Origin of the sequence: Marinovum sp. PR37, assembly GCF_028807375.1 — a bacterium.
Lineage (GTDB): Bacteria > Pseudomonadota > Alphaproteobacteria > Rhodobacterales > Rhodobacteraceae > Marinovum > Marinovum algicola.
Genome location: NZ_JARAML010000004.1, coordinates 62,076 through 87,093, shown reverse-complemented (window position 1 = coordinate 87,093; position 25,018 = coordinate 62,076). Strand labels below are relative to the sequence as shown.

27 protein-coding genes and 1 riboswitch are annotated in these 25,018 nt (G+C 67.6%); of the genes, 13 read left to right on the top strand and 14 right to left on the bottom strand.

Going from position 1 to position 25,018, the window contains the following annotated elements; translation table 11 throughout:
* Positions 1 to 57: 57 nt before the first annotated feature.
* Positions 58 to 744, bottom strand: coding sequence for a fumarylacetoacetate hydrolase family protein (locus PVW49_RS04985; RefSeq protein ID WP_274562851.1), 687 nt, complete (start codon positions 742 to 744; stop codon positions 58 to 60).
* A gap of 184 nt (positions 745 to 928) precedes the next feature.
* On the opposite strand from PVW49_RS04985, the gene PVW49_RS04980 reads away from it, so the two are divergent.
* The 5 genes from PVW49_RS04980 (at position 929) to PVW49_RS04960 (ending at position 5,044) form a co-directional block, all read left to right on the top strand.
* A complete protein-coding gene (locus PVW49_RS04980; RefSeq protein WP_274590041.1) occupies positions 929 to 1,603 on the top strand; it encodes a FadR/GntR family transcriptional regulator in 675 nt (224 codons plus the stop codon).
* 81 nt (positions 1,604 to 1,684) lie between these two features.
* Positions 1,685 to 2,665 (top strand): ABC transporter substrate-binding protein, encoded by a 981-nt coding sequence (locus PVW49_RS04975; protein ID WP_211568852.1) that lies wholly within the window; start codon positions 1,685 to 1,687, stop codon positions 2,663 to 2,665.
* Between the two features lie 73 nt (positions 2,666 to 2,738).
* Complete coding sequence (locus PVW49_RS04970) at positions 2,739 to 3,500, top strand: ABC transporter permease (RefSeq protein ID WP_048530806.1); 762 nt, start codon at positions 2,739 to 2,741, stop codon at positions 3,498 to 3,500.
* Complete coding sequence (locus tag PVW49_RS04965; protein ID WP_048533719.1) at positions 3,487 to 4,287, top strand: ABC transporter ATP-binding protein; 801 nt, start codon at positions 3,487 to 3,489, stop codon at positions 4,285 to 4,287. Before PVW49_RS04970 ends, PVW49_RS04965 begins: the two co-directional genes overlap by 14 nt.
* A gap of 4 nt (positions 4,288 to 4,291) precedes the next feature.
* Entirely contained in the window at positions 4,292 to 5,044 is a 753-nt protein-coding gene (locus tag PVW49_RS04960; protein ID WP_048530808.1) for an ABC transporter permease, read from the top strand.
* Positions 5,045 to 5,145: 101 nt separating this feature from the next.
* Here the strand turns inward: PVW49_RS04960 and PVW49_RS04955 are convergent, their stop codons facing one another.
* Positions 5,146 to 5,532, bottom strand: coding sequence for a YciI family protein (locus PVW49_RS04955; RefSeq protein ID WP_074835441.1), 387 nt, complete (start codon positions 5,530 to 5,532; stop codon positions 5,146 to 5,148).
* A gap of 163 nt (positions 5,533 to 5,695) precedes the next feature.
* Here PVW49_RS04955 and PVW49_RS04950 point away from each other — a divergent pair, with 163 nt between their 5' ends.
* The 7 genes from PVW49_RS04950 to PVW49_RS04920 are packed head-to-tail and all read left to right on the top strand — an operon-like array spanning position 5,696 to position 11,479.
* Positions 5,696 to 6,517: a fumarylacetoacetate hydrolase family protein gene (locus PVW49_RS04950; protein WP_274590040.1), complete on the top strand. Its 822-nt coding sequence runs from the start codon at positions 5,696 to 5,698 to the stop codon at positions 6,515 to 6,517.
* Complete coding sequence (locus tag PVW49_RS04945; protein WP_274590039.1) at positions 6,514 to 7,170, top strand: malonic semialdehyde reductase; 657 nt, start codon at positions 6,514 to 6,516, stop codon at positions 7,168 to 7,170. Before PVW49_RS04950 ends, PVW49_RS04945 begins: the two co-directional genes overlap by 4 nt.
* 30 nt (positions 7,171 to 7,200) lie before the next feature.
* A complete protein-coding gene (locus PVW49_RS04940) occupies positions 7,201 to 7,632 on the top strand; it encodes an OsmC family protein (RefSeq protein ID WP_274590038.1) in 432 nt (143 codons plus the stop codon).
* Between the two features lie 32 nt (positions 7,633 to 7,664).
* Positions 7,665 to 8,750: a C4-dicarboxylate TRAP transporter substrate-binding protein gene (locus tag PVW49_RS04935; RefSeq protein WP_274590037.1), complete on the top strand. Its 1,086-nt coding sequence runs from the start codon at positions 7,665 to 7,667 to the stop codon at positions 8,748 to 8,750.
* 31 nt (positions 8,751 to 8,781) lie between these two features.
* Positions 8,782 to 9,294, top strand: a complete 513-nt coding sequence (locus PVW49_RS04930) for a TRAP transporter small permease subunit (RefSeq protein WP_244526424.1) — start codon at positions 8,782 to 8,784, stop codon at positions 9,292 to 9,294.
* Complete coding sequence (locus PVW49_RS04925; protein ID WP_048530817.1) at positions 9,291 to 10,598, top strand: TRAP transporter large permease; 1,308 nt, start codon at positions 9,291 to 9,293, stop codon at positions 10,596 to 10,598. The genes PVW49_RS04930 and PVW49_RS04925 overlap by 4 nt, the downstream gene beginning before the upstream one ends.
* Before the next feature lie 11 nt (positions 10,599 to 10,609).
* Positions 10,610 to 11,479, top strand: coding sequence for a dioxygenase family protein (locus PVW49_RS04920; protein ID WP_274590036.1), 870 nt, complete (start codon positions 10,610 to 10,612; stop codon positions 11,477 to 11,479).
* Positions 11,480 to 11,512: 33 nt separating this feature from the next.
* Here the strand turns inward: PVW49_RS04920 and cobF are convergent, their stop codons facing one another.
* From cobF to cbiE, 7 genes are all read right to left on the bottom strand, one after another.
* A complete protein-coding gene (gene cobF / locus PVW49_RS04915) occupies positions 11,513 to 12,256 on the bottom strand; it encodes a precorrin-6A synthase (deacetylating) (RefSeq protein WP_274590035.1) in 744 nt (247 codons plus the stop codon).
* A 69-nt stretch (positions 12,257 to 12,325) separates the two neighbouring features.
* Positions 12,326 to 13,003 (bottom strand): energy-coupling factor ABC transporter permease, encoded by a 678-nt coding sequence (locus PVW49_RS04910; protein ID WP_274590034.1) that lies wholly within the window; start codon positions 13,001 to 13,003, stop codon positions 12,326 to 12,328.
* 57 nt (positions 13,004 to 13,060) lie between these two features.
* Positions 13,061 to 13,242, bottom strand: a riboswitch (cobalamin riboswitch).
* 33 nt (positions 13,243 to 13,275) lie between these two features.
* Positions 13,276 to 14,010: a uroporphyrinogen-III C-methyltransferase gene (gene cobA / locus PVW49_RS04905; RefSeq protein WP_274590033.1), complete on the bottom strand. Its 735-nt coding sequence runs from the start codon at positions 14,008 to 14,010 to the stop codon at positions 13,276 to 13,278.
* Positions 14,007 to 15,323, bottom strand: coding sequence for a cobyrinate a,c-diamide synthase (locus PVW49_RS04900; RefSeq protein WP_274590032.1), 1,317 nt, complete (start codon positions 15,321 to 15,323; stop codon positions 14,007 to 14,009). The genes cobA and PVW49_RS04900 overlap by 4 nt, the downstream gene beginning before the upstream one ends.
* A complete protein-coding gene (gene cobM, locus PVW49_RS04895; protein WP_074835195.1) occupies positions 15,316 to 16,128 on the bottom strand; it encodes a precorrin-4 C(11)-methyltransferase in 813 nt (270 codons plus the stop codon). The genes PVW49_RS04900 and cobM overlap by 8 nt, the downstream gene beginning before the upstream one ends.
* Positions 16,125 to 16,505: a cobalamin biosynthesis protein gene (locus PVW49_RS04890; protein WP_274590096.1), complete on the bottom strand. Its 381-nt coding sequence runs from the start codon at positions 16,503 to 16,505 to the stop codon at positions 16,125 to 16,127. The genes cobM and PVW49_RS04890 overlap by 4 nt, the downstream gene beginning before the upstream one ends.
* Positions 16,502 to 17,710, bottom strand: a complete 1,209-nt coding sequence (gene cbiE, locus PVW49_RS04885) for a precorrin-6y C5,15-methyltransferase (decarboxylating) subunit CbiE (RefSeq protein ID WP_274590031.1) — start codon at positions 17,708 to 17,710, stop codon at positions 16,502 to 16,504. The genes PVW49_RS04890 and cbiE overlap by 4 nt, the downstream gene beginning before the upstream one ends.
* Here cbiE and PVW49_RS04880 point away from each other — a divergent pair.
* The gene (locus tag PVW49_RS04880) at positions 17,709 to 18,464 is read left to right on the top strand and encodes a cobalt-precorrin-6A reductase (protein ID WP_274590030.1); all 756 of its coding nucleotides are present in this window, start codon (positions 17,709 to 17,711) and stop codon (positions 18,462 to 18,464) included. The genes cbiE and PVW49_RS04880 overlap by 2 nt on opposite strands.
* On the opposite strand, the gene cobJ is transcribed toward PVW49_RS04880, so the two are convergent.
* The 5 genes from cobJ to cobN are packed head-to-tail and all read right to left on the bottom strand — an operon-like array spanning position 18,437 to position 25,018.
* Complete coding sequence (gene cobJ, locus PVW49_RS04875) at positions 18,437 to 19,189, bottom strand: precorrin-3B C(17)-methyltransferase (RefSeq protein ID WP_274590029.1); 753 nt, start codon at positions 19,187 to 19,189, stop codon at positions 18,437 to 18,439. The genes PVW49_RS04880 and cobJ overlap by 28 nt on opposite strands.
* Positions 19,186 to 19,953: a precorrin-2 C(20)-methyltransferase gene (gene cobI / locus PVW49_RS04870; protein WP_074835188.1), complete on the bottom strand. Its 768-nt coding sequence runs from the start codon at positions 19,951 to 19,953 to the stop codon at positions 19,186 to 19,188. Before cobI ends, cobJ begins: the two co-directional genes overlap by 4 nt.
* Complete coding sequence (locus tag PVW49_RS04865; RefSeq protein WP_274590028.1) at positions 19,950 to 20,579, bottom strand: precorrin-8X methylmutase; 630 nt, start codon at positions 20,577 to 20,579, stop codon at positions 19,950 to 19,952. The genes cobI and PVW49_RS04865 overlap by 4 nt, the downstream gene beginning before the upstream one ends.
* Positions 20,580 to 21,713 (bottom strand): cobalamin biosynthesis protein CobG, encoded by a 1,134-nt coding sequence (locus tag PVW49_RS04860; RefSeq protein ID WP_274590027.1) that lies wholly within the window; start codon positions 21,711 to 21,713, stop codon positions 20,580 to 20,582.
* Positions 21,710 to 25,018, bottom strand: coding sequence for a cobaltochelatase subunit CobN (gene cobN / locus PVW49_RS04855; RefSeq protein ID WP_274590026.1), 3,309 nt, complete (start codon positions 25,016 to 25,018; stop codon positions 21,710 to 21,712). Before cobN ends, PVW49_RS04860 begins: the two co-directional genes overlap by 4 nt.

The following is a 25,018-nucleotide window of genomic DNA, read 5'->3' as shown; positions in this document are numbered from 1 at the left end:
GGGCTCCGCTTGGTTGCGGGCCGCCCGGCGGGGGCGGCCCCTGTCAGGTGGCTAGGATCAGACGACCGGGATTTTCAGGCTGCCGAGGCCCTCGATGCTCAACTCCATGACATCACCTCTGGTGATCGGGCCGACGCCGGCGGGCGTGCCCGAGAGAATCACGTCGCCCGGCGCCAGTTCGAAATGGTCTGACAGATAGGAAATCATCTCCGGCACCTTCCAGATCATCTGGTTCAGGTCGCCTTCCTGCTTGGTCTCGCCATTCACCGTGAGTTCGAGCCGCCCCTCGGAAGGGTGGCCGATGTCCGAGGCCGGCAGGATCGGCCCGATCGGGGCCGATCGCTCGAAGGCCTTGCCCACTTCCCAGGGGCGGCCCTTCTTCTTGGCCGCGCCTTGAAGGTCGCGCCGCGTCATGTCGAGCGACAGGGCGTAGCCGAAGACATGGTCGAGCGCCGAATCGACCGGAATGTTGACGCCGCCGGTCTTGAGCGCAACGGCCATCTCGGCCTCGTAATGCACGTCGTCTGACTTTGTGGGGTAGGGGAATTCTCCCGAAGGATCGAGATTGTCGGGATTCTTCTGGAAGAAGAACGGCGGGTCGCGGTCGGGGTCGTCGCCCATCTCGATGGCGTGCGCGGCGTAATTGCGCCCGATGCAATAGACCCTTCGCACCGGGAACAGGGCATCGTTGCCGGCAATCGGCAGCCCCACGGGCTGCGGCGGTTCGATGATGTAATCGGGCATGGTTCCTCCAGGTTTTTTGATTCGTTGCTAAAGTCATAAGCTCAGATCAATTTTGGATCAATCCGAAGAGACTGCGATAATATCGATTTTATTTCTTGCAATATAGGATTGATCGGCCATAATCGATCCAATATCTCAGAATTGGTGGATCAATCTGAGGTTAGACAGCGAAATGGACAAACCAATGCACATTAGCCGCGAGGCCAGCGTGGACAGTCTGAAAGCCTTTATCGACGCGGGCGGTTATGCGCCCGGTGACCGGCTTCCGGCAGAGCGGGATCTGATCGGCGCATTGGGAATGACGCGCACCACGCTGCGCCGGGCGCTGGAAGCGCTTGAGCATGAGGGGCTGATCTGGCGGCACGTGGGCAAGGGCACCTTTCTGGCCGAGCCCAAATCTGCCAGGGACGTGCTGGAACTGCCCGACATCGGCCACCATCTGACCCCGGTCAAGGTGATGCGCGCCCGGTTGAGCATCGAGCCGGCCATCGCCCGCGAGGCGGCGGTCAATGCCTCGGGCCGCGCGGTGGCAAAGATCATGCAGGCGGTCGAAAGCTGCGAACAGGCAGAGACCTGGGCCGAGTACGAGGCGCATGACGACGCCTTTCACCATGCGGTGGCGGTGGCCTCGGACAATCTTTTGCTGGTCACGCTCTATGACCAGATGAACAAGGTTCAGCGCAACGTGGCCTGGCGCAGGGTGGTGCGCGAAAGCATCCGCCCGCCGCGCAGCCACACCAGTTTCGAGGAGCACAGGAAAATCGCCGCCGCCGTAGAGGCGCGCGATCCGATGGGGGCGCATGATGCCATGCGCCGGCATATCGGATCGGTGTCGGCGCGCCTGTTCGGGGAGATCTGAGAGCAGGCCGACAGGGGGGAAGACGGAAAATCCGCACCCGCCCTCGGTAGGGACCAAAGCAAAATCCAAGGGAGGAACACGATGAAACATCTACTGCGCAAGACCACGGCGTGGATCGCCGGGGCGGTGATGGCCGGCGGCCTGATGCTGCCGGCACTCGCCGAGGCGGACACGATCAAGATTGCCCTGGCCGAGACGCCATCCGATGAGCTGGCAGCCTTCTTCGTCGCGCTGGAACGTGCCAAGGCCAACGGGCTGGACTATGAATGGACCGCTTTCTCGGATGAAGAGCTTGCCATCCAGGCGGTGCTGAGTGGCCAGATGGATATCGGCTTCGGCACGCCCTATGCGGCGATGCAACGGTCCCGGGCGCCGATCCGGATTATCTTCCAGCTGTCCAAGCTGAAGTTCTTCCCGGTCACGACCACCAAATACGAAGAGCTCGAGGATCTCGATGGAGAGCCGATCCTGCTGCATTCGCGGGGCGGCGGCACCGATTCCATCGCCAATGTGATCGAGGAGCGGCTGGGCATCGAATTCGGCGAACGGTCCTACGTGCCGGGATCGTCGAACCGGGTGGCGGCGCTGCTTGGCGGCCAGGCGGACGCCACGATCATCGACCTGTCGAACACCAACAAGCTGATGCGCAGCCCCGAGGCCGACCGGTTCAACGTGCTCGAGATGTTCGAGGTTGAGGCGTCGGATGAGGCGCTGTTCGCCAATCTCGACTGGATCCAGAACAACGAGGAAGACGTGCAGATCTTTGTCGATGCCCTGCTCAGCACCTATCGCGACATGCACGAGGATCCGACGATCATCCGCCGCGAGACCAATCCCGACGGTCCGATCGGCCAGTTGCCCGAACAGATCCTGGGCGAGCTTGACGGCTTTTACGGCGATGCGGTCGACGCCGGGCTGTATTCCAAGGATGGCGGCGGCAGGGTCGCGGCCAATGCCGATCTCGAATGGTACTCGGCGGCGGGTCAGCTCGAAGGCGATCCGTCGGACCTGAATATCGAGGACTTCTGGTATCTCGCGCCGCTCGACAATGCGATGAACTGATCTCCGACGCGCAATCCGAGCCGCCTGCGGCCCGGATTGCACCCTTTCATCCCACAATAGGGGACATCACCCCATGGCGAACCGTTCGCTCTATCTGAAAATCCTGTCTGCCGTCATCATCTTCGGCGCGTGGGAGATCGCCGGCAGAATACCTGTCAGCTACGCCTTTCCCACCTTCCTCGAATCCATGGCCGCGCTGGGCAATATGGCCTTGGACGGGCGGCTGTGGGAGGCCTATGCCGAAACCCTGCGGCCGCTTGTCGTCGGCGTTGCGATCTCCACCGTCCTGGGCATCGGGCTCGGGCTCTGGATCGGGCTCAGCAAGTTCTTCGACTGGCTGGTCTCGCCGATCTTCATCGTGATGCAATCGGCGCCACTGGCCGCGCTGATCCCGCTTCTGGTGATGGCCTATGGCATCGGGCTGACGTCCAAGGTCTTCGTGGTCTGCATCATGGCCATGCCGGTGATCGTTCTGAACACTGCCAGCGCGGTGCGTCACACGCCGGAATCGATGAAGGAGATGTGCAAATCCTTTCTCGGCACGCGCACCGACATGTTGATCAAGATCATCATTCCCGCCGCCTCGCCGCTGATCTTCTCGGGGCTGCGCCTTGGCGTGTCCGCCGGTTTCATCGGCGCCATTCTGGCCGAACTCAAGATCACGCCAACCGGTGTCGGCGACATCATCACCTTCAGCCGCTCGATTGCCGATTACCCCAGCATGTATGCGGCGATCTTTTCCATCATCGTGCTTGCGGTTCTGTTTCTGAACCTGCTGGAGCGCACCGAAAAAACCCTCTTCAAAGGACACGACCGTGGATATGTCTCTGATTAAGGAAGCCCCTGCGACGGCAGAACCCGCTCTGAGCGAAATCGCTGTCTCCGTCCGAAACATCTCGAAGAACTATGGCGCGGTCGAGGCGCTGAAGGATCTGACGCTGGAGTTTCCGCGCGGCCAGCTGACCTCGCTGCTCGGGCCTTCGGGCTGCGGCAAGACCACATTGCTGAAGATCATCGCCGGCCTTCTGGAGCCGACCTCGGGCGAGGTCGAGGTCAATGGCAAGCCGGTGACCGGCCCGGGTCCGAACCGCGCCTTTGTCTTTCAGGATTTCGCGCTGCTGCCCTGGGCCACGGTGATGCGCAACGTCGCCTTCGGGCTGGAACTGCGCAGCATCAACAAGTCCAAGCGCGAGGACATCGCCGCGAAATACATCAAGGAAGTCGGGCTTGGTGGGTTCGAAAACAGCTACCCGCACGAGCTGTCCGGCGGCATGCGCCAGCGGGTCGGTCTGGCCCGCGCTCTGTCGGTCGATGCCAAGGTGTTGCTGATGGATGAACCCTTCTCGGCGGTCGACGAGCAGACCCGGCGCAAGTTCCAGGAGGACCTTCTGGGCCTGGTGCAAAACGAGAACAAAACCTTCATCTTCGTTACCCATTCGATCGAAGAGGCGGTCTATGTCTCGGACCAGATCGCCATCCTTCTGCCGCGCCCAAGCCGGGTGTCCGAGATCATCCGCCCCTCGGGCTTTCGCCACAAGGATCACGACCAGATCCGCCGTGACCCGGAATATCTCGATATCGTCGACGATATCTGGGCCTCGCTGCGCAGCTACGTGGAGTGATGACATGAAGCTCTTCGGCTACAACCTGCCCGGCATGTCCTCGCTGATCATCTGGGGGCTGCTCTGGGAGCTGATCGGGCAGCTGGACGTGACCTTCTTTGTTCCGCCGCTGTCGGAAGTTCTGGCCACGCTGTTCGAGATCATCGGCACGCCCGCCTTTCTCAAGGCGCTTGGCGAAACCGGCTATGCCTTTGTGGTGGGGGTGTTCTTTGCCGTCTTCATCGGCATTCCGGTCGGCATCCTGATGGGGCGCTCGCGGCTGCTGGACGAATTGCTGCTGCCTTGGGTCAATGTGTTTCTCAGCGCTCCGCTGACGGCATTGGTCCCGGTGCTGATGGTGCTGTTCGGCTTCGGCATGAAGTCGATCATCATCACCACGACCTTGTTCGCGATCTGGATCATCATCCTGAACTCGCGGGCGGGGGTGAAACAGATCAACCGATCACTGGTCGAAATGGCGAAATCCTTCGGCGCCTCGCCGGCTGACGCCTTCTTCAAGATCTACTTCTGGGCCGCACTGCCCGAGATCCTCGGCGGGGTCCGCATCGGCGTCATTCGGGCGGTCAAGGGGGTGATCATCGGTCAGCTTCTGATCTCGATCGTCGGCTTCGGCGCGCTGTTCGAGCTCTATTCGTCGAACTTCCTGATGGCGCATTTCTGGGCCGTTCTGATCGTGCTCTTCGCGCTGGCGTTCACCATCGCCGAGTTTCTGGCCTACCTCGAACGGCGCGTCGCCTATTACGCGGCGAAACGCTGATCCGACGGGCCGCCACGCGGTGGCCCGTCACGGCAAACTATGCGAGCAGTAAGGGAAGGGGGGGCGGTTTGGCCCCCCCTTTGGCTGCCTGGGGGCCGGTCTCAGGTCAGGCTGACGTTTTGGCCCGACAGCTCGACGGAGAGGGTGATCGATCCCTCGTTGATCAACCAGCGGCGCAGGGTGAAGCTGCGCGCGCCGGCGCGGTGCATCGGGTCGTTCTCGGCCAGACTGCGCGCCGCCTCGAACGAGGCCGCGCGATAGATGATCAGCCCCATGCCCTCCATCATCTCGCCGCTCTCGTCCGACATCGGCCCGGCAAAGACCAGCACGCCCTCAGCCTCGAGCCGGGCCTGATAGGCCAGATGATCGGGCAGCGCGGCTTTGACGTCGGCACCATCGCCGGCCGGCACCGATTGAACCACAAAAAGCTCCAGCGCCAGCGCGCCGCGCGACCGGGCTTCGGACATGTAATCATTCCATTTTGGCATGTTTTCGACCTCCATACTCAAAAACATCGATTTTGTTTGACCTGAGTATTTTTTATCGGCAAAAATATCTGCAATCAAGCTGGAGGAATCGATGCGTCTGCTGGTGGGAAGTGTATCCGGGAAACGGGCCGTCTTTGCGGTCGACGGGGACAAGGCGGTCAATTTGACCGAGGCTGTAACCGGGATCGGGGACGACCTGGCGGCGCTGATCGCCGATCCGTCGTTGCTGGAACAGGCCCAGGAAAAGGCCCGGGAGCTGGCGCGGGGCGCCAAGGGCGTCGCGGTGTCCGACATTACGCCGGCGCTGCCGGTCTCTGCACCGCCGACGATCATCTGTCTCGGTCTCAACTACACCGATCACATCAAGGAAGGCGGTTACGAGATTCCCGACTACCCGGCGCTTTTCATGCGCGGGCAACAGTCGATCATGGCGGCGGGCCAGCCGATGGTGCGGCCGGGGTGTTCCGATCATCTGGATTACGAGGCCGAGCTGATGGTGATCATCGGCAAGGGCGGGCGGCATATTTCCGAAGCCCAGGCGCTGGAGCATGTGTTCGGCTATACGGTGTTCAATGACGGCTCGGTGCGCGATTACCAGCGCAAGACGCACCAATGGACACCGGGCAAGAATTTCGACGCCACCGGCGCCATCGGGCCGTTCGTGGTGACGCCGGAGGATCTGCCCGAAGGCGCCTCGGGGCTGAAGATCGAGAGCCGGGTGGGCGCCGAGATCCTGCAAAGCTCGAACACCGGCAATATGATCTGGTCGGTGGCCCAGACGATTGCCACGATCTCGGAATATACCACGCTTCAGCCCGGCGACCACATCGCCATGGGAACGCCGCCGGGTGTCGGCCACGCCAAGAAACCCGCGCCGCGCTGGCTCAAGCCCGGCGAAACCGTCGAGATCGAGATCGAGGGCATCGGCATCTGTGCCAGCCCGGTGGTGGACGAAGCCGAAATCGGACGGGAAGCCGCGGAATGATGCGTGAACCCACGGATATCCGCCGCCAGCAGGCGCAACGGGCGGTGCAGGCACTGCGGGCGCGGGTCGACCGGCTGGACGATGATGCCATCGATCTGATCCTGCGCGATGCGCGGTCACATTACGCCTGGACCGACCGGCCGGTTGGCGAGGATCTGCTGCGTACCCTGTTCGAGATCACCATCGCCGGGCCGACCAGCATGAACACCTGCCCGGCACGCTTTGTCTTTGTGACCTCGGAGGCGGGCAAGGACCGGCTGGCGAAATCGCTCAAGGCCAAGAACATCGACAAGATGCGCGCCGCGCCTGTGACCGCGATCGTCGCCTGGGATCCGCTCTACTGGCAACGGCTGGATTTCCTGTTCCCGCACGAGGATCGCAAGCATCTTTTCGACGGCAAGGAGGATTACGCCGAAATCACCGCCTTCCGCAACGCGACGCTGCAAGGCGCCTATCTGATGATCGCGGCCCGGGCGCTCGGGCTCGACGTGGGGGCGATGTCGGGCTTTTCCAACGAGATCGTGGACCAGGAGTTCTTTGCCGAAAATGGCTGGAAATCCAATTTCCTGGTCAATCTCGGTTATGCCGACGAAAGCGCGCTGTTCCAGAAACTGCCGCGGTTTGCGTTCGACGATATCTGCGAAATTCTGTGAGGCGCCATGGCGATCAGACCAAAGACTAAAATGACGATCAAGCTGGCGGGCCGGGGTACCAGCCACTCGCGCAGTGAGGCCGAAATTGACGGCAACACCGTGGTGATCGACGAGCCGGTGGCCCGCGGCGGCACCAATGAGGGGCCGTCACCCACTGCCACCGCCTATGCGGCGCTGATCGGTTGCACCAATGTGATCGGCCACAAATGCGCCCACAGCCTGGGCATCGACATCGGCAATCTTGCCTTTGACATGGAAGTCGATTTCGATCGGCGCGGGGTGCTTCTGATGGAGGAGGTGGATGTGCCCTTTACCGCCATCCGGCTGGCCGTGGCCGCCGATGGGCCATGCACCGAAGAAGAGCTGCAAAACGTGGCCGCGGAGACCGCCAAATTCTGCGCGATCTCGAAACTGTTCGAAAGATCCGGAACGGACCTGAACATCACCTGGCGCAAGGGCTGAACGCCCGCGTCACACTTTGGGAGGAGACTGACATGTTCAATTCATTCGCTAAACGCGCGGTGCTCGGGCTTGCGCTGAGCACCGCGGCCTTGCCCGCATACGCGACCGAGACGATCAAGGCGGTGGTGATCGACGGCTATCCGGCCCGGGCGCTCTGGGTGCAGGAGTTCACCAATTTCTTCATTCCCGAGGTCGACAAGCGGCTCGCCGAGACCGGCAATTACCAGATGGACTGGCAGGAAAGCTATGGCGGCACCATCGTCAAGCCCAAGGGCGTGCTCGAGGGCATCAAGCTCGGGCTGGGCGACATCGGCATCGTGACGACGATCTTTCACAATTCGAAACTGCCGAGCCAGGCGATTGCGGCGGCCACGCCGTTTGTCGCCGCCGATGCCCGCGCCGTGGCCAGGGCGGTGGACGAGATCGCCAAGGAATTTCCGGCGATGCAAGCCGAGTTCGACGCGCAGAACCAGGTCTATCTGGCGACCGGCGTGGTGCTTGACACCTACCAGATCTTCTCGCGCGAGCCGGTCGAGAGCCTGGCCGATATCGAGGGTGACAAGGTTGCCGGCGCCGGCATGAACCTGCGCTATCTCGAAGGCATCCAGGGCGCGGCCGGGGTGCGCGGCGGGTTGACCGATTTCTACAACATGGTGCAGACCGGCCTTGTCGATCACGCCATGCTCTGGCCGGAAGCCGCGGCGACCTTCAAGATCTCCGAGGTCGCGCCCTATATGCTGCGCGCCGATCTTGGCGCGGTGAATTCCAAGACGATCACCGTGAACAAGGACTATTGGGAGGGGCTGCCGGCCGAGGTGCAAGAGGCGCTGCAAGAGGTCGCCGTGCTCTACCGCGATTACGTCGCGGGCATCGCCATGGACCGCGCCGAGGAAAGCCGCAACGCCTATGTCGCCGCCGGCGGCACGATCACGGAACTGGGGGAGGACCAGCGCGCGGCCTGGGCCGACGCGATGCCGAATATCGCGGCGGAATGGGCCAAGGGGCTGGACGATGCCGGCCAGCCCGGCACCGAGATGCTTCAGGCCTACATGGCCAAGCTGAAAGACGCGGGCTTTACCCCGGTGCGCGATTGGGCCGCCGACGCGGCCACCAACTGAGCCCGGTCAGGCAAAGCTGGTGCGCAGCGCTGTGAAACGACTTGCCGACGGCATTGCGATGGCCGCCAATGCCGCCGGCACCCTCGTCGTCGTCCTGCTTGTCGCGGTGGTGAATTATGACATCATCGCCCGCGGATTGTTCAATCGCCCCTTTCTCGGAGCGGTGGAAGTGGTGCAATTCTCCATGGTCCTCATCGTCTTTCTGCAACTGCCCGACGTCATCCGCGTCGGCCGGCTGACCCGATCCGACGGCTTTCTGGGGCTGCTCGCAGTGCGCGCGCCGCGCAAGGGCCGGCTGCTCAGCCGTGCCATCGACCTGATCAGCGCCATCTTCATGGCGCTGGTGGTCTATGCCATGTGGCCCGAGTTCCTGGAAATGTGGGCCTCGCAGGATTATTTCGGCGTGCCCGGGGTGTTCACCGCGCCCTGGTGGCCGGTCAAGCTTGTCATCCTGCTCAGCGCGGGGCTCTGTGTCGTGCATTTCCTGCTGCATGTCGCCCGCCCGCTGATCGATGACCAACCGGAACTGGAAAGCGGATCATGACGCCGGTCGAAATTGGCCTTTTCTCGATCGTCGCGATCATCGTGCTGATCTATCTCGGGGTCTATATCCCGATTGCGCTGGGAATGGTGAGCTTTCTCGCCATCTGGATCATGCGCGACAACATCGACCTGTCCTTTGCGCTGCTCAAGATCGCCATCGGCGACAGTGCGATGGAATACACCTTTGCCACGATTCCGCTCTTTACCTTCATGGGGCTGATTGTCTCCAAGGCGGGGCTGGGGGCCGATATCTATGCGGTGATGAACCAGGGCTTTCGCCGCATCACCGGCGGCATCGGCATGGCGACCGTGGGGGCCAATGCGGTGTTTGCCGCGGTCACCGGCTCGTCGATCGCCAGCGCCTCGGTGTTTTCCAAGATGTCGGTGCCCGAGATGCTGAACTTCGACTACAACCCGCGGTTCGCCGTGGGGGTTGTTGCGGGCTCTTCGGTGCTGGGCATGATCATTCCGCCCTCGGCCATGCTGATCATCTATTCCTTCGTGGCCGAGCAATCGGTGGGCGAGATGTTCCTGGCCGGCGTGGTGCCCGGTCTGATGCTGGCAGCGGCATATGTCGCGGCGATCTGGCTGATGGCGCGGCTGACGCCGGGCTTTGTCGGTGGCCGCGAGGTCGAAGCCGCGACCCTGATGCCCTGGTCCGAGATCGCGGTGAAATTGGGGCCGATCGCCGGTCTGATCCTCGTCGTGCTGGGCGGCATCTACACCGGCTGGACCACCCCGGTCGAAGCCGGCGCGGCGGGCTCTGCTCTCGGTATCGTCATCGCGGCGCTGCGCCGCCGGATCACCTGGCGCAGCTTCTGGGAAACCGTGATCGAGACCGGCCATATCACCGCCGCGATCCTGTTTCTGATCACCGCCGCCTCGATGTATGCCCGGATGCTCGGGCTGGCCGGGCTGCCCAACGAATTGCAGACCATCCTGGCCGCCAACGAGTTCTCGTTCTTCTGGATCATGGTGCTGCTGGTGGTGCTGATGCTGTTTCTCGGCACCATCCTCGACACCGCCTCGATCATCCTGATCGTGGTGCCGCTGTTCCTGCCGCTGATCGAGGCGCTGGGGCTCAGCCTGGTCTGGTTCGGCATTGTCGCGGTGGTGGCGGCCGAGATCGGGCTGCTGACGCCGCCGCTGGGGCTGAGCTGCTTTGTCATCAAGGCCACGCTCGACGATGCGCGGATCTCGCTCAAGGACGTGTTTCTCGGGGCGCTGCCCTTTGCCTTTGTCATGCTGGTGGTGCTGGTGCTGCTGATCCGCTTTCCCGCCCTCAGCCTTGCCATTCTGAATTAGAGGTTTGCCCTATGCGCAATGTCACCCAGGAAAACATCACCGAGGCCTTCATCAGCTACATGGGCGAAGAGACCGACCCCCGGCTGCGCGAAGTGATGACCAGCCTTGTCCGCCACCTGCATGCCTTTGCCAAGGAGGTGAACCTGACCCATGCGGAATGGCAGACCGGGATCGCCTTTCTCGAACGCGCCGGCGAGATTTCGGATGCCGAGCGGCATGAATTCGTGCTGCTTTCGGATGTGCTGGGCCTGTCGTCGCTGGTCGACATGCTGCATTCGACGGCCGAGGGCACCTCGTCCTCGGTGCTGGGGCCGTTCCATATCTCCGGCTCGCCGCCGCTGCCGGTGGGCGGAGATCTGCGGGGCGAGACCGAGGCGCCGGTGCTGCTGGTCGAAGGCGTGGTGAAAGACCCCGAGGGCAATCCGATCCCCGGCGCCCGGCTCGACATCTGGCAGACCGCGCCGAACGGGCTTTATTCCAGCCAGGACCCGGAACAGGATACCTATGATTTCCATGGGCTTCAGACGGTGGGCGCCGACGGACGGTACGCCTTCACCACGGTCAAGCCGGTGGAATATACCGTGCCTTCGGATGGGCCGGTGGGCGACATCCTGCGCGCCTGCGGCCGCCATCCCTGGCGGCCCTCGCACCTGCATTTCATTGCCGAGGCCGAGGGCTTCCGCCCGCTGGTGACCGAGGTCTTTCCCGAGGACGACCCCTATCTCGATCAGGATACAGTGTTCGGCGTGCGCGCGGATCTGGTGATGCGCTATCAGCCTATGCCGGCGGGCAGTTTCCCGGCGACGGGCTTCGACCTGTCCGGCAGGGTGCCCGGCGATTACCAGAAGGTGACCTTCGATCTCACATTGGTCGCGGCCTGAGGCCGGGCCGGCGCCGGCCGCGACGGGACGGTCTCAGGCAGGGGACCGACGCAGCAGATAGGTGTCCATGATCCAGCCATGGCGGGCGCGGGCCTCGGCCCGGGTGGTGGCGATATCGGCGGCGGTCTCGGCCAGCGGCCCGGCGCGCAACAGCTGCGCCTCGCTGCCGAGGTAGGCGCCCCACCAGATATGCAGCCCGGTCGGATCGAGGTCGCGGAAGCTGCAAGCGCCGTCGAGCATTACCACCAGGGTTTCTTCGCCCTCCGGGAAGCCATGGCTGCGGAGCTGCCGCCCGGTGGTAACCCGGATCGGGCCATCGACGGTGTTGAGCGGGATCGCATGCGCGGCGGTGAGCGCCTGCACGGCGGTGATGCCCGGCACAACGCGCAGGCGCGGGCAGGGCGTCAGCCGCCGCGCGATCCTGAGCGTGCTGTCATAAAGCGCCGGATCGCCCCAGACCATCAGGGCCACCGGGCCCGGCGGCGTCTCGGGGCCGAGCGCCGCGATCCAGCGGCGGGCAATCTCGTCATGCCAGGCGCTGACGCGCGCGCCATAGGGCAGCGCCGGGTCGCGCTCGGGATAGATGAAGGTGCGAATCTCGGCGTCGCTGCCCGCTGCCTCGAGGATGGCGTAGCGCAGCGCCGCCAGATCCTGTTTGTCGTCGCCCTTGAGCGGCAGCAGGATGATCGCGGCCTCGCGCAGCGCCTGCATGCCTTCCAGCGTCACATGGGCGGGGCTGCCGGTGCCGATGCCAATCAGCCAGAGGTCCTTGATCATCGGAATGTCCTTTCACGCAGAAGTCCGGGGCGCGTGCGCGCCCCGGACCGGTTCAGCGGCCGTGCGGCGTTACGCCGAGCGGTAGAGCCGCGGTGCAAGCAGGCGCGCGACGCCGGTGTCGCGCAGCGCCTTGGCCCCGGCCAGCGCGGCCAGGTCGGCCAGCGGCTCGATCAGCAGCACCAGCATGTAGGCGGCGCCGAAGGTCCAGACCGACTGGAAGGTCGCGGCGGTGACGCCCTGGCCATAGAACGCCCAGAAGGCGACCCAGGTCACCACACCGCCCTGGTAGACGGCCGAGAGCTTGAGCATGTCCTTGTAGGCCAGATCGACATAGGCGGTGTCACGCGGGATGATCCGGCGCGCCAGCGCCGAGGCGGCAAAGAGCGGCACCAGCAGCGTGGTGACATTGACGAAATACATCGGCATGTCGGTGGGGGCAAAGAACAGCCCCTGGATCAGCAGCCCGATCGCCAGGCCCAGCGCCGCCGGCGCCGTGCCGAGCAACAGGAAGAGAGTCGAGCCGAGGATGAAATGCACTTCCGAGATGCCGACCGGGAAATTCGGAAGCACTTCGAAAAACAGCAGAGCGCCGATGGTGGCAAGCAGAGTCCGCAAGGCAAAGGCGCCGGAGTTGCTGCGCGACAGATCGTCCACGGTCTGCTTGGCGGTATAGGTCGCCGCCCCTGCGGCGGTGGTGTAGGCAAAGGTCATCTTGGCGCCGTCAACGACGCCGGGTTCGATATGCATGTCAGTTCCTTTCTCGTGATGCTGCCCCTCCGGCAGCGGAAATTGCCCGTGCGGGCGTGGAAAAGGGGGCACATGGCAGGTCTCCTGACTTGCGGGTCATCGCGCCTCGGCCCTTCCCGGCCTCGCGGCCAGTGGGACGTTCCTCGGCACTCTCCGCTTACAGTTGCGGGGGCAGTCCGGGAGTTGCACCCGGTTCCCTGTGGCCACTCGCGCGGCGCACCATGCTTTCCTTGTGGTCCGGGGCTGTCCCCGGCGTCTGTGATCTGTCTGCCTTACTCCTCTGCCAGTGGACCGAAAAAGATGAGCCCGGCCTTGTCGCCGGTTTCGCGGGCCAGCGCCTCGGCGAGGCTGGCGACGCTGTGCCGGGTCAATTGCTGGTCGGGGCGGCTGACCGATTCCGCGAGCAGCGCCGGGGTGTCGGGCGGCAGGCCCTGGGCGATGAGCTTGGCGGCGAGGCCGGGAAAGGTGCGTTTGCCCATGAAGATCGCGGTCACCGCCGTGGGATCGGCCAGGGCGGCAAGGTTGGCGTCTTCCGGCAGGGTCCCGCTGATGTCATGGCCGGTGGCGAATTGCACTCGCCGCGCGGTGAGCCGGCGGGTCAGCGGTATGCCGGCGGCGGCGGCGGCGGCACAGGCCGAAGGCACGCCGGGGATGATCTCATAGCCGAGCCCGGCTGCCTTGAGCGCCGTGATCTCCTCTTCGAGCCGGCCGAAGATACCGCTGTCGCCGGATTTCAGCCGCACCACGCGTTGGCCGGTGCGGGCGTAATCCACCAGCAGCCGGCTGACGTGATCCTGTCGCGGCGAGGGCCGCCCGGCGCGTTTGCCGACGCCGACAAGATCGGCGCCGTTGCGGGCCAGCTCGAGGATCGGGCCGGAGGACAGATCGTCATACAGCACCGCATCGGCACGGCCCAGCCGATCCACCGCCTTGACGGTCAGCAGCTCGGGATCGCCGGGGCCGGAGCTGACGAAGCTGACGATGCCCTGGGGGGTGTCCTGCGTCATGCCGTCTCCTCGGCCGAGATGAGGTGAAAGAAGCTGCCCGAGACCCGGCCGCGCAGGGATCCGGTTTCCGGCACCGGCGTGCCGTCGGCATCAGTGACCGCCGCCAGCGGCGCGTCGGGCTGCTCGAGGATGGTGGAATAGTGGAATTCGTGGCCGCGCAGCGCGGTGCCCACCGCATGGCCTGGCATCGGCGCCTTCAGCGTCGCGCGGCGATAACCCAGGTGGAACTTGCGCGTCTCGTAGCTGGTGACCAGCCCCAGCAGCCCGGCCATCCGGTGGGCTGTGCCCTGTTTGTCGATCAGCGCCGCGCCCAATGCCATGTATCCGCCGCATTCGCCATGCACCGGCCGGCGCTCGGCGTGGCGGCGCAGCCCGGCGCGGAAGTTTTCGGCGGCGGCGAGCCGGCCGGCGTGCAGCTCGGGATAGCCGCCGGGCAGCCAGACCACATCGGCCTGCGGATCGGGCGGTTCGTCGGCCAAAGGCGAGAACGGCAGGATCTCGGCCCCGGCGTCGTGCCAGCCCTGAAGCAGATGCGGATAAGTGAAGGAAAACGCCGCATCCCGGGCAATGGCGATGCGCTGGGCCGGCGGTGGCGGCAGGGCGGCGGCGCCCGGCACCGGCAGGCCGCGCGCGGCGGCGCGCAGCGCGGCCAGGTCGACATGGTCGCGCAGGAAGGCGGCATAGGTGGCGATGGCGGCCTCGAGGTCGGGATGTTCGACCGCCTGGATCAGTCCCAGGTGCCTCTCCGGCAAGGCAAGGTCGCCGCGCCGGGGCAGCACGCCCAGCACCGGCAGACCGGCCTGCTCCATCCCCAGCCGTGCCAGCCGTTCGTGCCGGGGCGAGGCGACCCGGTTGAGGATCACCCCGGCAAAGGGCAGCTCGGGCCTGTAGGTCCGAAAGCCCAGCGCCGTGGCGGCGGCGCTCTGCGCCTGACCGCTGACGTCGAGCACCAGCACCACCGGCCAGCCCATCGCCAGCGCCGTCTCGGCGCTGGAGCCGAAGCCTTGCTGGCCGCGGGTGGCGACGCCGTCGTAGAGCCCCATCGAGCCCTCGGCGACGCAGATATCGGCGCCTGCGGCCTGCGAAGCAATCGCCTGCCACAGACCGGCGCCCATCGCCCAGCCGTCCAGGTTGAAGCTGTGGCGGCCGCTGGCGGGGCGGTGAAAGGCCGGATCGATGTAGTCGGGGCCGGATTTGAACGGCTGCACCTGCAAGCCGTCCTCGGCCAGCGCCCGCAACAGCCCCAGCATGACGGTAGTCTTGCCGGTGCCCGAGGAGGGCGCCGAGATCAGCAGGCCGGGAACATCAGCCATGTGTCGCGGCTCCCTCGGCGTCGGGGGTCCAGTCGGTCCAGGGGCTGTCGGCGCTCTGCGGCCGGTAGCGCCGGTCGTAGTCGACGGCATAGAGGCAGCTTTCGTCAAAGCCTTCGCCGGCCAGCGCCGGGCCGACGAGGATCAGCGCGGTGCGGGTGATGCCGCCGTCAAGTTGCGCCTCGATGTCGGCCAGGGTGCCGCGCAGGATCTTCTGGTCCGGCCAGCTCGCGCGGTAGACCACCGCCACCGGGCAATCCGCGCCATAGGCGGGGGTGAGATCGGCGACGACCCGGGCGATTTTCTGGATCGAGAGGTGAAGGGCCAGCGTCGCGCCTGTGGCAGCGAAATTGGTCAGGCTCTCGCCTTGGGGCATCGAGGAGGCACGGCCGGGGGTGCGGGTCAATACCACCGATTGCGCCAGCCCGGGCAACGTCAGCTCGGCGCCAAGCGCGGCGGCGGCGGCGGCAAAAGCTGGCACTCCGGGGGTGACCGAGACCGGGATGTCCAGCGCCTTGAGCCGGCGCATCTGTTCGCCCATCGCCGACCAGACCGAGAGGTCGCCGGAATGCAGCCGCGCCACATCCTGACCGGCGGCATGGGCATCGCGGATCTCGTCGATGATCCGGTCGAGGTCGAGCGGCGCGGTGTTCACGATGCGCGCGCCCGGCGGGCAATGTTGCAGGATCGCCTCGGGCACCAGCGAGCCGGCATAGAGGCAGACCGGGCAGGCGGCGATGATGTCGCGGCCGCGCAGGGTCAGAAGATCGGGGGCGCCGGGGCCGGCGCCGATGAAGTGAACGGTCATTGGGTCTGTCCTTCGGGGAGAGACATGGCCAGCGCGCAGCTGGCCATGCGGTCTGCGGAGATAATCCGGGGCGCGAGCAGCCGCGCGCCGGGGCCGGCGGCGGCCAGCGCGGCGGCTTCGGCCACCGAGCCGGTGCCGCGCGCGGCCGCGACGCGGGGCGAATGGGTGTGGGTGGCCTGCGGCGTCAGGGCCTCGGGCGCGACGGGGCAGGCGGGCAGGCCGAGCGCCGCCGACAAGGCGCGGAACTGCGCCGTGCCGGCCTTGTCGGCGGCGGTGGCGAGGCCGGATACGGGATGATCCCCGCGCGCCCGGTCAAAGGCATCGCGCAGGCTCGCCGCACTGGCATCGCGGCGAAATCCGAAGCCCGCGACGATCATCTCGCCCACCGCCATTGCACCACCGGATAGGCCGATTTCCAGCCGCGTTTCGGCCCGATCGGCGCCACCGAAGACAGCGCGACGCGCAGCAGGTCGCCGCCGTGTTCCGCCTGTGCCGCGACGAGCAGCGCCTCGGTCTCCAGCGTCACCGCATTGGCGACAAGGCGCGGACCTCCGGGAAGTCGTACCAGATGCGCCAGCAGCTCGGGCCCCAGCCCGCCGCCGACAAAGACCGCGTCGGGCGGCGGCAACCGGTCCAGCGCCGCCGGCGCCGCGCCGGTGACGACCTGCAACCGCTCGACACCCAGACGCGCGGCATTGCCGGCGATGCGGGCGGCCCGGTCGGCGCGGGGCTCGATCGTGGTGGCGCTCAGGCTCGGATCGGCAAGCAGCCATTCGATGCCGATCGAGCCCGAGCCGCCGCCGATGTCCCAGAGATGCTCACCCGGCCGGGGCGCCAGCGCCGAGAGGGTCAGCGCGCGGATCGGCCGCTTGGTGATCTGGCCGTCATTGTCGAACCAGCTGTCCGGCCGCCCCGAGGCCAGGGGTAGTACCGCGCCTTGCCCCGCCACCTCCAGCGCGACACAGACCGGCGCGGCAAAGCTCTGATCGGCCAGCGCCTCGGCGCAGCTCTCGGTGAGGCGCTCGCGCGGGCCGCCGAGACATTCCATCACCGTCAGCCCGGTGGCGCCAAAGCCCTGCGCGACGAGATAGTCGCAGAGTTCGGCCACCGCCGTGCCATCGCGCAGAAGGACGATCAGCCGCCGCCCCGGTGCCAGTTGCGGCCGCAGCCGGGCCAGCGGCGCGGCGTGCAGGCCGAGGCAGGCGGTGCGTTCCAGCGGCCAGCCCAGGCGTGCCGCCGCCAGCGAAAAGGTCGCGCGGCCAGGAAAGGCCCGCCATTCGCCGCGCGACAGCCGCCGCGCCAGCACCGCGCCGGCGCCGAACCAGAAAGGATCGCCGGAGGCCAGCACCACCACCTGCCGTCCGCGCAGGCCCATCAGCCGGGTCACGCCGTCGGCGAAGGGCACCGGCCAGTCCAAGCGCTCGGCCCCGGGTGCGGTTTCGCGCGCCGGCAGAAGCGACAGGTGACGCGGCGGGCCGAAGACGATTTCCGCCCGCGCCAGCGCGCTTCGGCTTGCAGCGCAGAGCCCGTCCGGGCCATCTTCGCCGAGACCGACGATGGTGAGCCAGGGAGCCTCAGACATGCAACCGAACCTTCTGGTGCTGGGCGGCACGCTCGAAGCCACGCGGCTGTGCCAAAGGCTGGCCGAGGCCGGGCTGCGCGGCACCGTGTCGATGGCCGGCCGTGTTGCCAATCCGGCGGCGCAGGCGCTGCCGCTGCGGATCGGCGGCTTTGGCGGCGCCGAGGGGCTGGCGCGCTATCTTGCCGAGGCGCGGATCAGCCATGTGATCGATGCCACCCATCCTTTTGCCGCACAGATGAGCGCACATGCCGTCGCCGCCTGTGACGCGCGCGCGGTGCCGCTGATCGCGCTGACCCGCGCGCCCTGGCAGCAGACCGCCGCCGACCGCTGGACGCGGGTGAGTGATATCGCCGGCGCGGTGGCGGCGCTGGACACCCCGGCGACGCGGGTGATGCTGGCGGTGGGGCGCATGCATCTGCCGGCCTTCACCGTCAATCCGCAGCATTTCTACCTGCTGCGGCTGGTCGATCCGCCGGTCACGCCGCCCGCCTTCCCCGACCATGCGGTGATCGTCGACCGGGGCCCGTTCCGGCAGGAGGCCGATGCCGCGCTGCTTGACCGGCACGGGATCGAGGTGGTGGTGTCCAAGAATTCCGGCGGCAGCGGCGCCTTTGCCAAGATCGCCGCCGCGCGGGCGCTGGGCCTGCCGGTGATCATGATCGACCGGCCCGCGATCCCGCCGCGCCCGGAAACCCACGACCCGGAGGAGGTGCTGCGCTGGCTGGCTCATGCCCGCACCGAACGCGGGGTATAGACGATCGGCGCACCCTGCCGCGCGATCAGCCGGGTTGTCGAGGCGCCGACGATCACCAGGGTGCGCATATCGGCCATCTCGGGCGTGGTTTCCGGCAGCGGCACCACCCGGATCTCTTCCTCGGGGGTTGAAACGGCGCGGGCAAAGATCACCGGTCGGGCATCGCCGCAGGCGGTCTTGAGCAGGTCGAGCGCGCGGCGGAACCCGTCGGGCCGCGACTTCGAGCGCGGGTTGTAGAAGGCCATGGCGAAATCGGCCTCGACGGCAAGGCGCAGGCGCTTTTCGATCAGCGCCCAGGGCTTGAGATTGTCGCTGAGGTTGAGGGTGCAGAAATCATGCCCCAGCGGCGCCCCGGCGCGGGCGGCGGCGGCCAGCATCGCGGTGATCCCCGGCAGCACGCGGATCTCGAGGTCGCGCCAGGCGGGCGGCCCGGCTTCGAGCGCCTCGAAAACCGCCGAGGCCATGGCAAAGACGCCGGGATCGCCGGATGAAACGACGACCACGCGCCGGCCAGCGGCGGCCATTTCCAGCGCATGGCGCGACCGGTCGATCTCGACGCGATTGTCCGAGGGATGCAGCGTCAGCCCGGGCCGTGGCGCCACGCGGGCGACATAGGGGATATAGCCCACCACGTCGGTCGCCTCGGCCAGCGCGGCACGGACCTCGGGGGTGACGAGGCCATCGGCCCCGGGGCCGAGACCGGCGATGACAAGCCAGCCGCTCATGGCCGGCGCCCCTGTCCGTGCACGATGATGATCGAGAAATAGGGGGTGATCCTTTCCTCGGCCTCGGACAGACGCTGCACGGTCTGATCGGGCATGGCGGCATATTCCACCAGCCAGGCGGCCTCGAAACGGCCGGCGCGGCGCAGGGCGCGGCGGATCTTGTCGATATTGCGGCCGATCTTCATGACGACCAGCGCATCGGCCTGCTGCATCTGGGTCACCAGCACCTCTTCCGGCAAGGTGCCCATCAGCGTGGCAAGCACGTCGTCGCCCCAGGTGATCGGCGCATCGGTCGCGGCCCAGGCCGCGCCCATGCCGGTGATCGCCGGCACCACTTGGACCGGCACCAGATCGCGCAGCCGGGCATGCAAGTGCATGAAGGAGCCATAGAAGAACGGATCGCCCTCGGCCAGAACCAGCACATCGTGCCCGGCCTCGGCCAGCGCCTGCAATCGCGTGGTGCAGTCGCTGTAGAAGGCCGAGAGCAGCGCGTTGTAACGCGGATCGGTCAGCGGAATTTCCGTGGTCACCGGATATTCCATGGCGATCTCGACCACGCCGTCGGGCAGCATCCCCTCGACGATGCGCCGCGCCTGGCCGCTGCGCCCGGCCTTGCGGAAATAGGCCACGTGGCTGGCGCCACGCAACAGCCGGTCGGCGCGCACCGACATCAGCTCGGGATCGCCCGGCCCGAGGCCGACCCCCCAGATCGTGCCTTTCACCGCCTGCGCCGCCGCCGCCCGGACCTCCTGCTGCACGGTCATTCCGCGCGGCTCGCGATGGCGTTGATCGCTGCGACGGTGATCGCGCTGCCGCCGAGCCGGCCTTCGACGATGCAGCAGGGCACCGGCTGCGCCTGCCAGAGCGCCGCCTTGCTTTCCATCGCGCCGACAAAGCCCACCGGGCAGCCGATGATCGCCGCCGGGCGCGGGCAGTTGGGGTCTTCGAGCATGTTGAGCAGGTGAAACAGCGCCGTCGGCGCATTGCCGATCGCCACCAGCGCGCCGGCGAGCCGGGGCCGCCAGAGTTCGAGCGCCGCCGCCGAACGGGTGTTGTTCATGTCGCGCGCGAGTTCCGGCACCGCCGGGTCTTGTAGGGTGCAGATCACCGCGTTGTCGGCCGGCAGGCGCGGCCGTGTGACCCCCTCCGAGACCATGCGCGCATCGCAGAACACCGGCGCACCGGCGGCCAGCGCGGCCCGCGCGGCACGGGCAAAGCCCGGCGAGAAGCGGATGTCACGCTCCAGGCCGACCAGCCCGGCGGCATGGATCATCCGCACCGCGATCGGCTCTTCCTCGGGGTCGAAGCGGGCGAGATCGGCCTCGGCCCGGATCGTCGCGAAACTCTGCTTGTAGATGGCGGCGCCATCCTTTTCGTAATCGTAGGGCATTCAGGTCATCCCGATCAGGTCAATGAGGTGCGAAGGGGCAAGGCCGCGCCGCGCAGGCGGGTCGGCCGCCGTGCCGTTGCGGACAAGGTCGAAGCCGCCATCGCGCCCCACGAGGGTGATATCGGCGGCGCGCGGATTGGCGCAGCCCTTGGCGCAGCCCGAGACATGCAGGCGGCCACGGGTGCGCGGCGCGAGCTGTCGCGCCAGAGCGCGGGTGTCGACAGTGGCGCGCGGGCAGAGCGGCGCACCGGGGCAGGCGTCCACCTCGAGCAGCCGCGCGCCCGGCGTGGTGACAAAGCCCGGCGCGGCGATGGCGCGGGCGTGGCGCAGGCGGATCAGCCGGCCCAGCATCGGCCGCAGCGCCACTGCGCCGCTCCTCCGCATCACCGCCTCCAACGCCGCGGCCTCCAGGCTGCCGAAAGGCGCGCCGAGGATCATATCCGCGGCCTCGGGGCCGGGCACCGGCGGCGCGGATTGCGCCCGTGGCGCGGCTTCCTGCCAGCACTGCGGCAGGGGCTGGCGGCGCAGATGCCGTGCCATCCGGCCGGCCGCGTGGCCGCCGGTCTCGACGAACCATTGCGCCAGCGCGGTCATCGCGGCCATGGCGCCATCTTCGGCAATCCTCCGGCCCCGCGCCGCGCCATCGGCACGCAGGATCAGCCCGCCGTCGGTGGCCAGCTCGAACCGGAAATCGCCGGAGCCGGCGCCCAGCACCGCCCGGGCCCCGGTGTCGAGCACGACGCCCATCTTCTCGGGCAGGGGGGGCAGGCCGGGCAGGGTGGCCAGCAGCGCGTCATAAAGCCTGTCGGTCAGGTCGCCTGCCGCGCGGTCGGGGGCGACGAGGATGTTGCGGCGGCTTTCCTGCGCCGGGTCGCTGTCGATCAGGCCGTGGCCGTCAAGCGCCTGCAAGAGCGCCGGGTGATCCTCGGATGAGACGCCGCGGATTTGCAGGTTGCCGCGCGAGGTCAGCTCGATCAGCCCCGAGCCGTAGCGCCGCGACAGATCGCAGAGCGCCAGCACCTGCGCCGCCGAGACCTCGCCGCGAAACGGCCGCAGCCGCACCACCAAGCCGTCGCCCGAGCGCATCGGACGATGGGCGCCGGGGCACCAGCCCTTGACCAGCGGCGCGCTCATGTCGCGGCCGCCATTTCGGCCAGTACGGAATTGCGCTGCGACCGCCAGAGTCCGGCCTGCCAGAGCGCGCGGAACCGATCCTGCATCGCGGCATGGGCGCCGGGGTTGGCGGCGCGCAGAAAGGCCTCGGTCTCGGGGTCGCCCAGCGTCGCGGCATGGTAGAGATCAAAGAGATGCGGCGCCACCGCCCCGGCGAGATGGGCAAAGGCGGCCATATGTTCGAGCGTCGCGGCAATCTCGGCGGCGCCGCGAAAGCCGTGCCGTCGCATCCCGGCGATCCAGCGCGGATTGGCGGCGCGGGCCTGCACCACGCGGGCGATTTCCTCGGGCAGGGCGCGGGCACGGGGCCGGTCGGGGCGGGTGCTGTCAAGGTGATAGAGCCGGGCGTTGCCGCCGGTCACCCCCTGCGCGGCGGCAAAGCCGGCCTCATGCGCGGCGTAATCGGCCGCCAGCAGAAGATCGGTCTCGGGCAGGTCCTGAAGGTGCACGAAGCTGTCGGCCCCGGCCACCCGGTCGCGGAGGCCGCTGCTGTCGTGCCGTGCGCTGTCGCCGTCCAGCGCCCAGCTTGAAGCCCGGAGCCAGGCCTCGCCGGCGGCGGCGCGGGCGGGCGCGCCGGAGCTGTCGGGCAGATCGCCCAGCCCCAGCCCGAAGCTGCCCGGCGCCGGGCCGTAGACCCGCGCGCCGACCTCGCGGCCGGCATAGGGGTTCCAGTCGGGCGCCTCGTCGCGCGCCGCCAAGGCCCGCACGGCGCGGGAAAACAGCGCCGACAGCGCCGGAAAGACATCGCGGAACAGGCCCGAGACCCGCAGAGTGACGTCAATGCGCGGCCGGTCGAGCTCGGCGATCGGCAGCACCTCGATGCCGGAGACCCGTTCCGACCCGGCGTCCCAGACCGGCCGCACACCCAGCAGGTGCAGTGCCATGGCAAATTCCTCCCCCGCCGTGCGCATGGTGGCCGAGCCCCAGAGATCGACGATCAGCCCGCGTGGCCAGTCGCCCTCGTCCTGAAGATGCCGGCGCACCAGTTCTTCGGCCAGTGTCACGCCCTGGGCAAAGGCCGATCGGGTCGGCACGGCACGCGGATCGGTGGTAAAGAGGTTGCGGCCGGTGGGCAGCACGTCGGCGCGGCCGCGATAGGGCGAACCCGAGGGCCCGCCCGCGATCCGCTGGCCGGCAAGCGCGGCCGGCAGCGCCGCCCGTTCCTGCGCCACGGCATCGGCGATGGAGGGATCGGTGCTGTCGGCGCGGCCCCAGACATGCAGCCCCTCGCCGAACTGGCTTTCCTTGATGTCACAGACAAAGCGGTCGATGCGGGTGATCGCCTCGGCGGTGGAGCTGGCGCGATCGAGGCCCAGGTCGTCCTCGACGCCGCGCGCCTGCGCCTCGGCGCGGATATCGGCCTGAAGCCGGTCGCGGCGGCGTGGATCGAGCCCGTCGGCATTGGAGAACTCGTCCAGCAGCGCCTCGAGATGGGCCAGCCGGTCGGGCGTGTCGCTGTCGGCCAGAGGCGGTGGCAGATGGCCTAGCGTCACCGCGCCGATCCGCCGCTTGGCCTGCGCCGCCTCGCCGGGATCGTTGACGATGAAGGGATAGATCACCGGCAAGGCGCCGGTCAGCGCCTCGGGCCAGCAGGTCTCGGACAAGGCAACGGATTTCCCGGGCAGCCATTCCAGCGTGCCATGGGCGCCAATGTGGATCAGCGCATCGGCACGGTTCTGAAGCATCAGGTAAAAGGCGACATAGCCGTGGCGGGGCACCCGCGAGAGATCGTGGTAGTCGTCGTCGCGCGCCCGCGTCTCGCCGCGCTCGGGCTGCAAGGCGACCAGCGCGCCGCCGAGGTCGACGGCGGCAAAGTGAAAGGCGCCGTCACGGCAGAGCGCATCCGTCTCCGGCGGCCCCCAGCTCTCGGCAAGCTGGTCGCGCAACGGCTCGGGCAGGCGGGCGAGGGCATCGTGATAGGCCGCAAGCGGCAGTTTGATCGCGTCGCTCTGCAACCGCGAGGTGAGATCGCCGGCCTCGGCGATATCGTGGCCCGCCGCGCGCAGATCGGACAGGATCGCCTTGGCCGAGGCGGGCGCGTCGAGCCCCACCGCATGGCCGAGGTTCCAGTGCTTGCCGGGATAGGTCGAGAGCACCAGCGCCAGCCGCCGTTCCGCCGGGGCGCGCCCGGCGAGACGCAGCCAGCCGCCGACCCGCGCGACCAGCGCGCCGATGCGCTCCGGCACCGGCCTGTGTTGCCGGCGGGCGAATTGCAGGTCGGGGTCGCGCTCGGCCTCTGCCTTGAACGACACCACGCCACCCATCAGCCGGCCGTCGACTTCCGGCAGCACCACATGCATCGCCAGATCGGCTGGCGACAGCCCGCGTTCGGCGGCTTGCCAGGCGGCGTGCGTCGAGGTGGCGAGGGCCGCCTGAAACACCGGCACGCCGGCGGCGTCGAGCACCGAGGCCCCGGCCGCGCCACGGCCGGAAAAGGCGGTGAGATTGACAATGGCGTCGGGCGATTGCGCGCTGACCGTGGCGCGCAGGTCTTCGGTCAGTTCCGGCAGCTTGAGCGAGGGTGCGTAGAGCCCGATGACTTCGGCGCCCGCGGCCCGGAAGGCGGCAAACAGCGCCTCGACCGGCGCCATGTCGGCCGCCACCAGATAGGAGCGGTAGAACACCAAGAGAAGCTTGCGGCCCGCCAGCGGCCCGTCCTGGACCGGTGCCGGGCGCGGCGGATCGGCATCGGGGGCCATCGCGCCGGTCTCGGGCGTCCAGAGCCCGATCGGCGGCAGCGCCTTGGAGCCGGGGACTGGAGCGGCATAGAGCCCCGAGGCCAGCGCCAGCTGCGCCAGCGCCGCCTGTGCGGCCACCGCGCCGCCGGTGTCGCAGAGATGCGCCAGCCGCCGGAGCGTCGAGACCGGCAGGGTCGAGACCGCGTCGAGCCGGGCATCCTCGCGGCCGTCCGCCGGCAGCACGGCCAGCGCGATGCCGCGCGACTGCGCCAGCGCGGAAAGCTGGCGCAGACCGTAATCCCAATAGGGCACGCCGCCGATCAGTCGGACCAGGATGCCCTTGGCCCCGGCCAGCGTCTGTTCGACGTAGGTGTCGACCGACAGCGGATGCTGCAAGGCCGCGAGGCTGGCCAGCCGCAGCGTCGGCAGCGCCCCGGCCGGCCCGCCGCCGCGATGCCAGGCGGCGGCGAAAGCCCCGAGGTCGCTGTCGGAGAACGACAGCACGACGAGATCGGCCGGGTCCTGCCCCAGGTCGACCGGCGTGCCGGTATCCTCCAGCCCGTGGCTCTCGCGAAAGACGACGTGCAC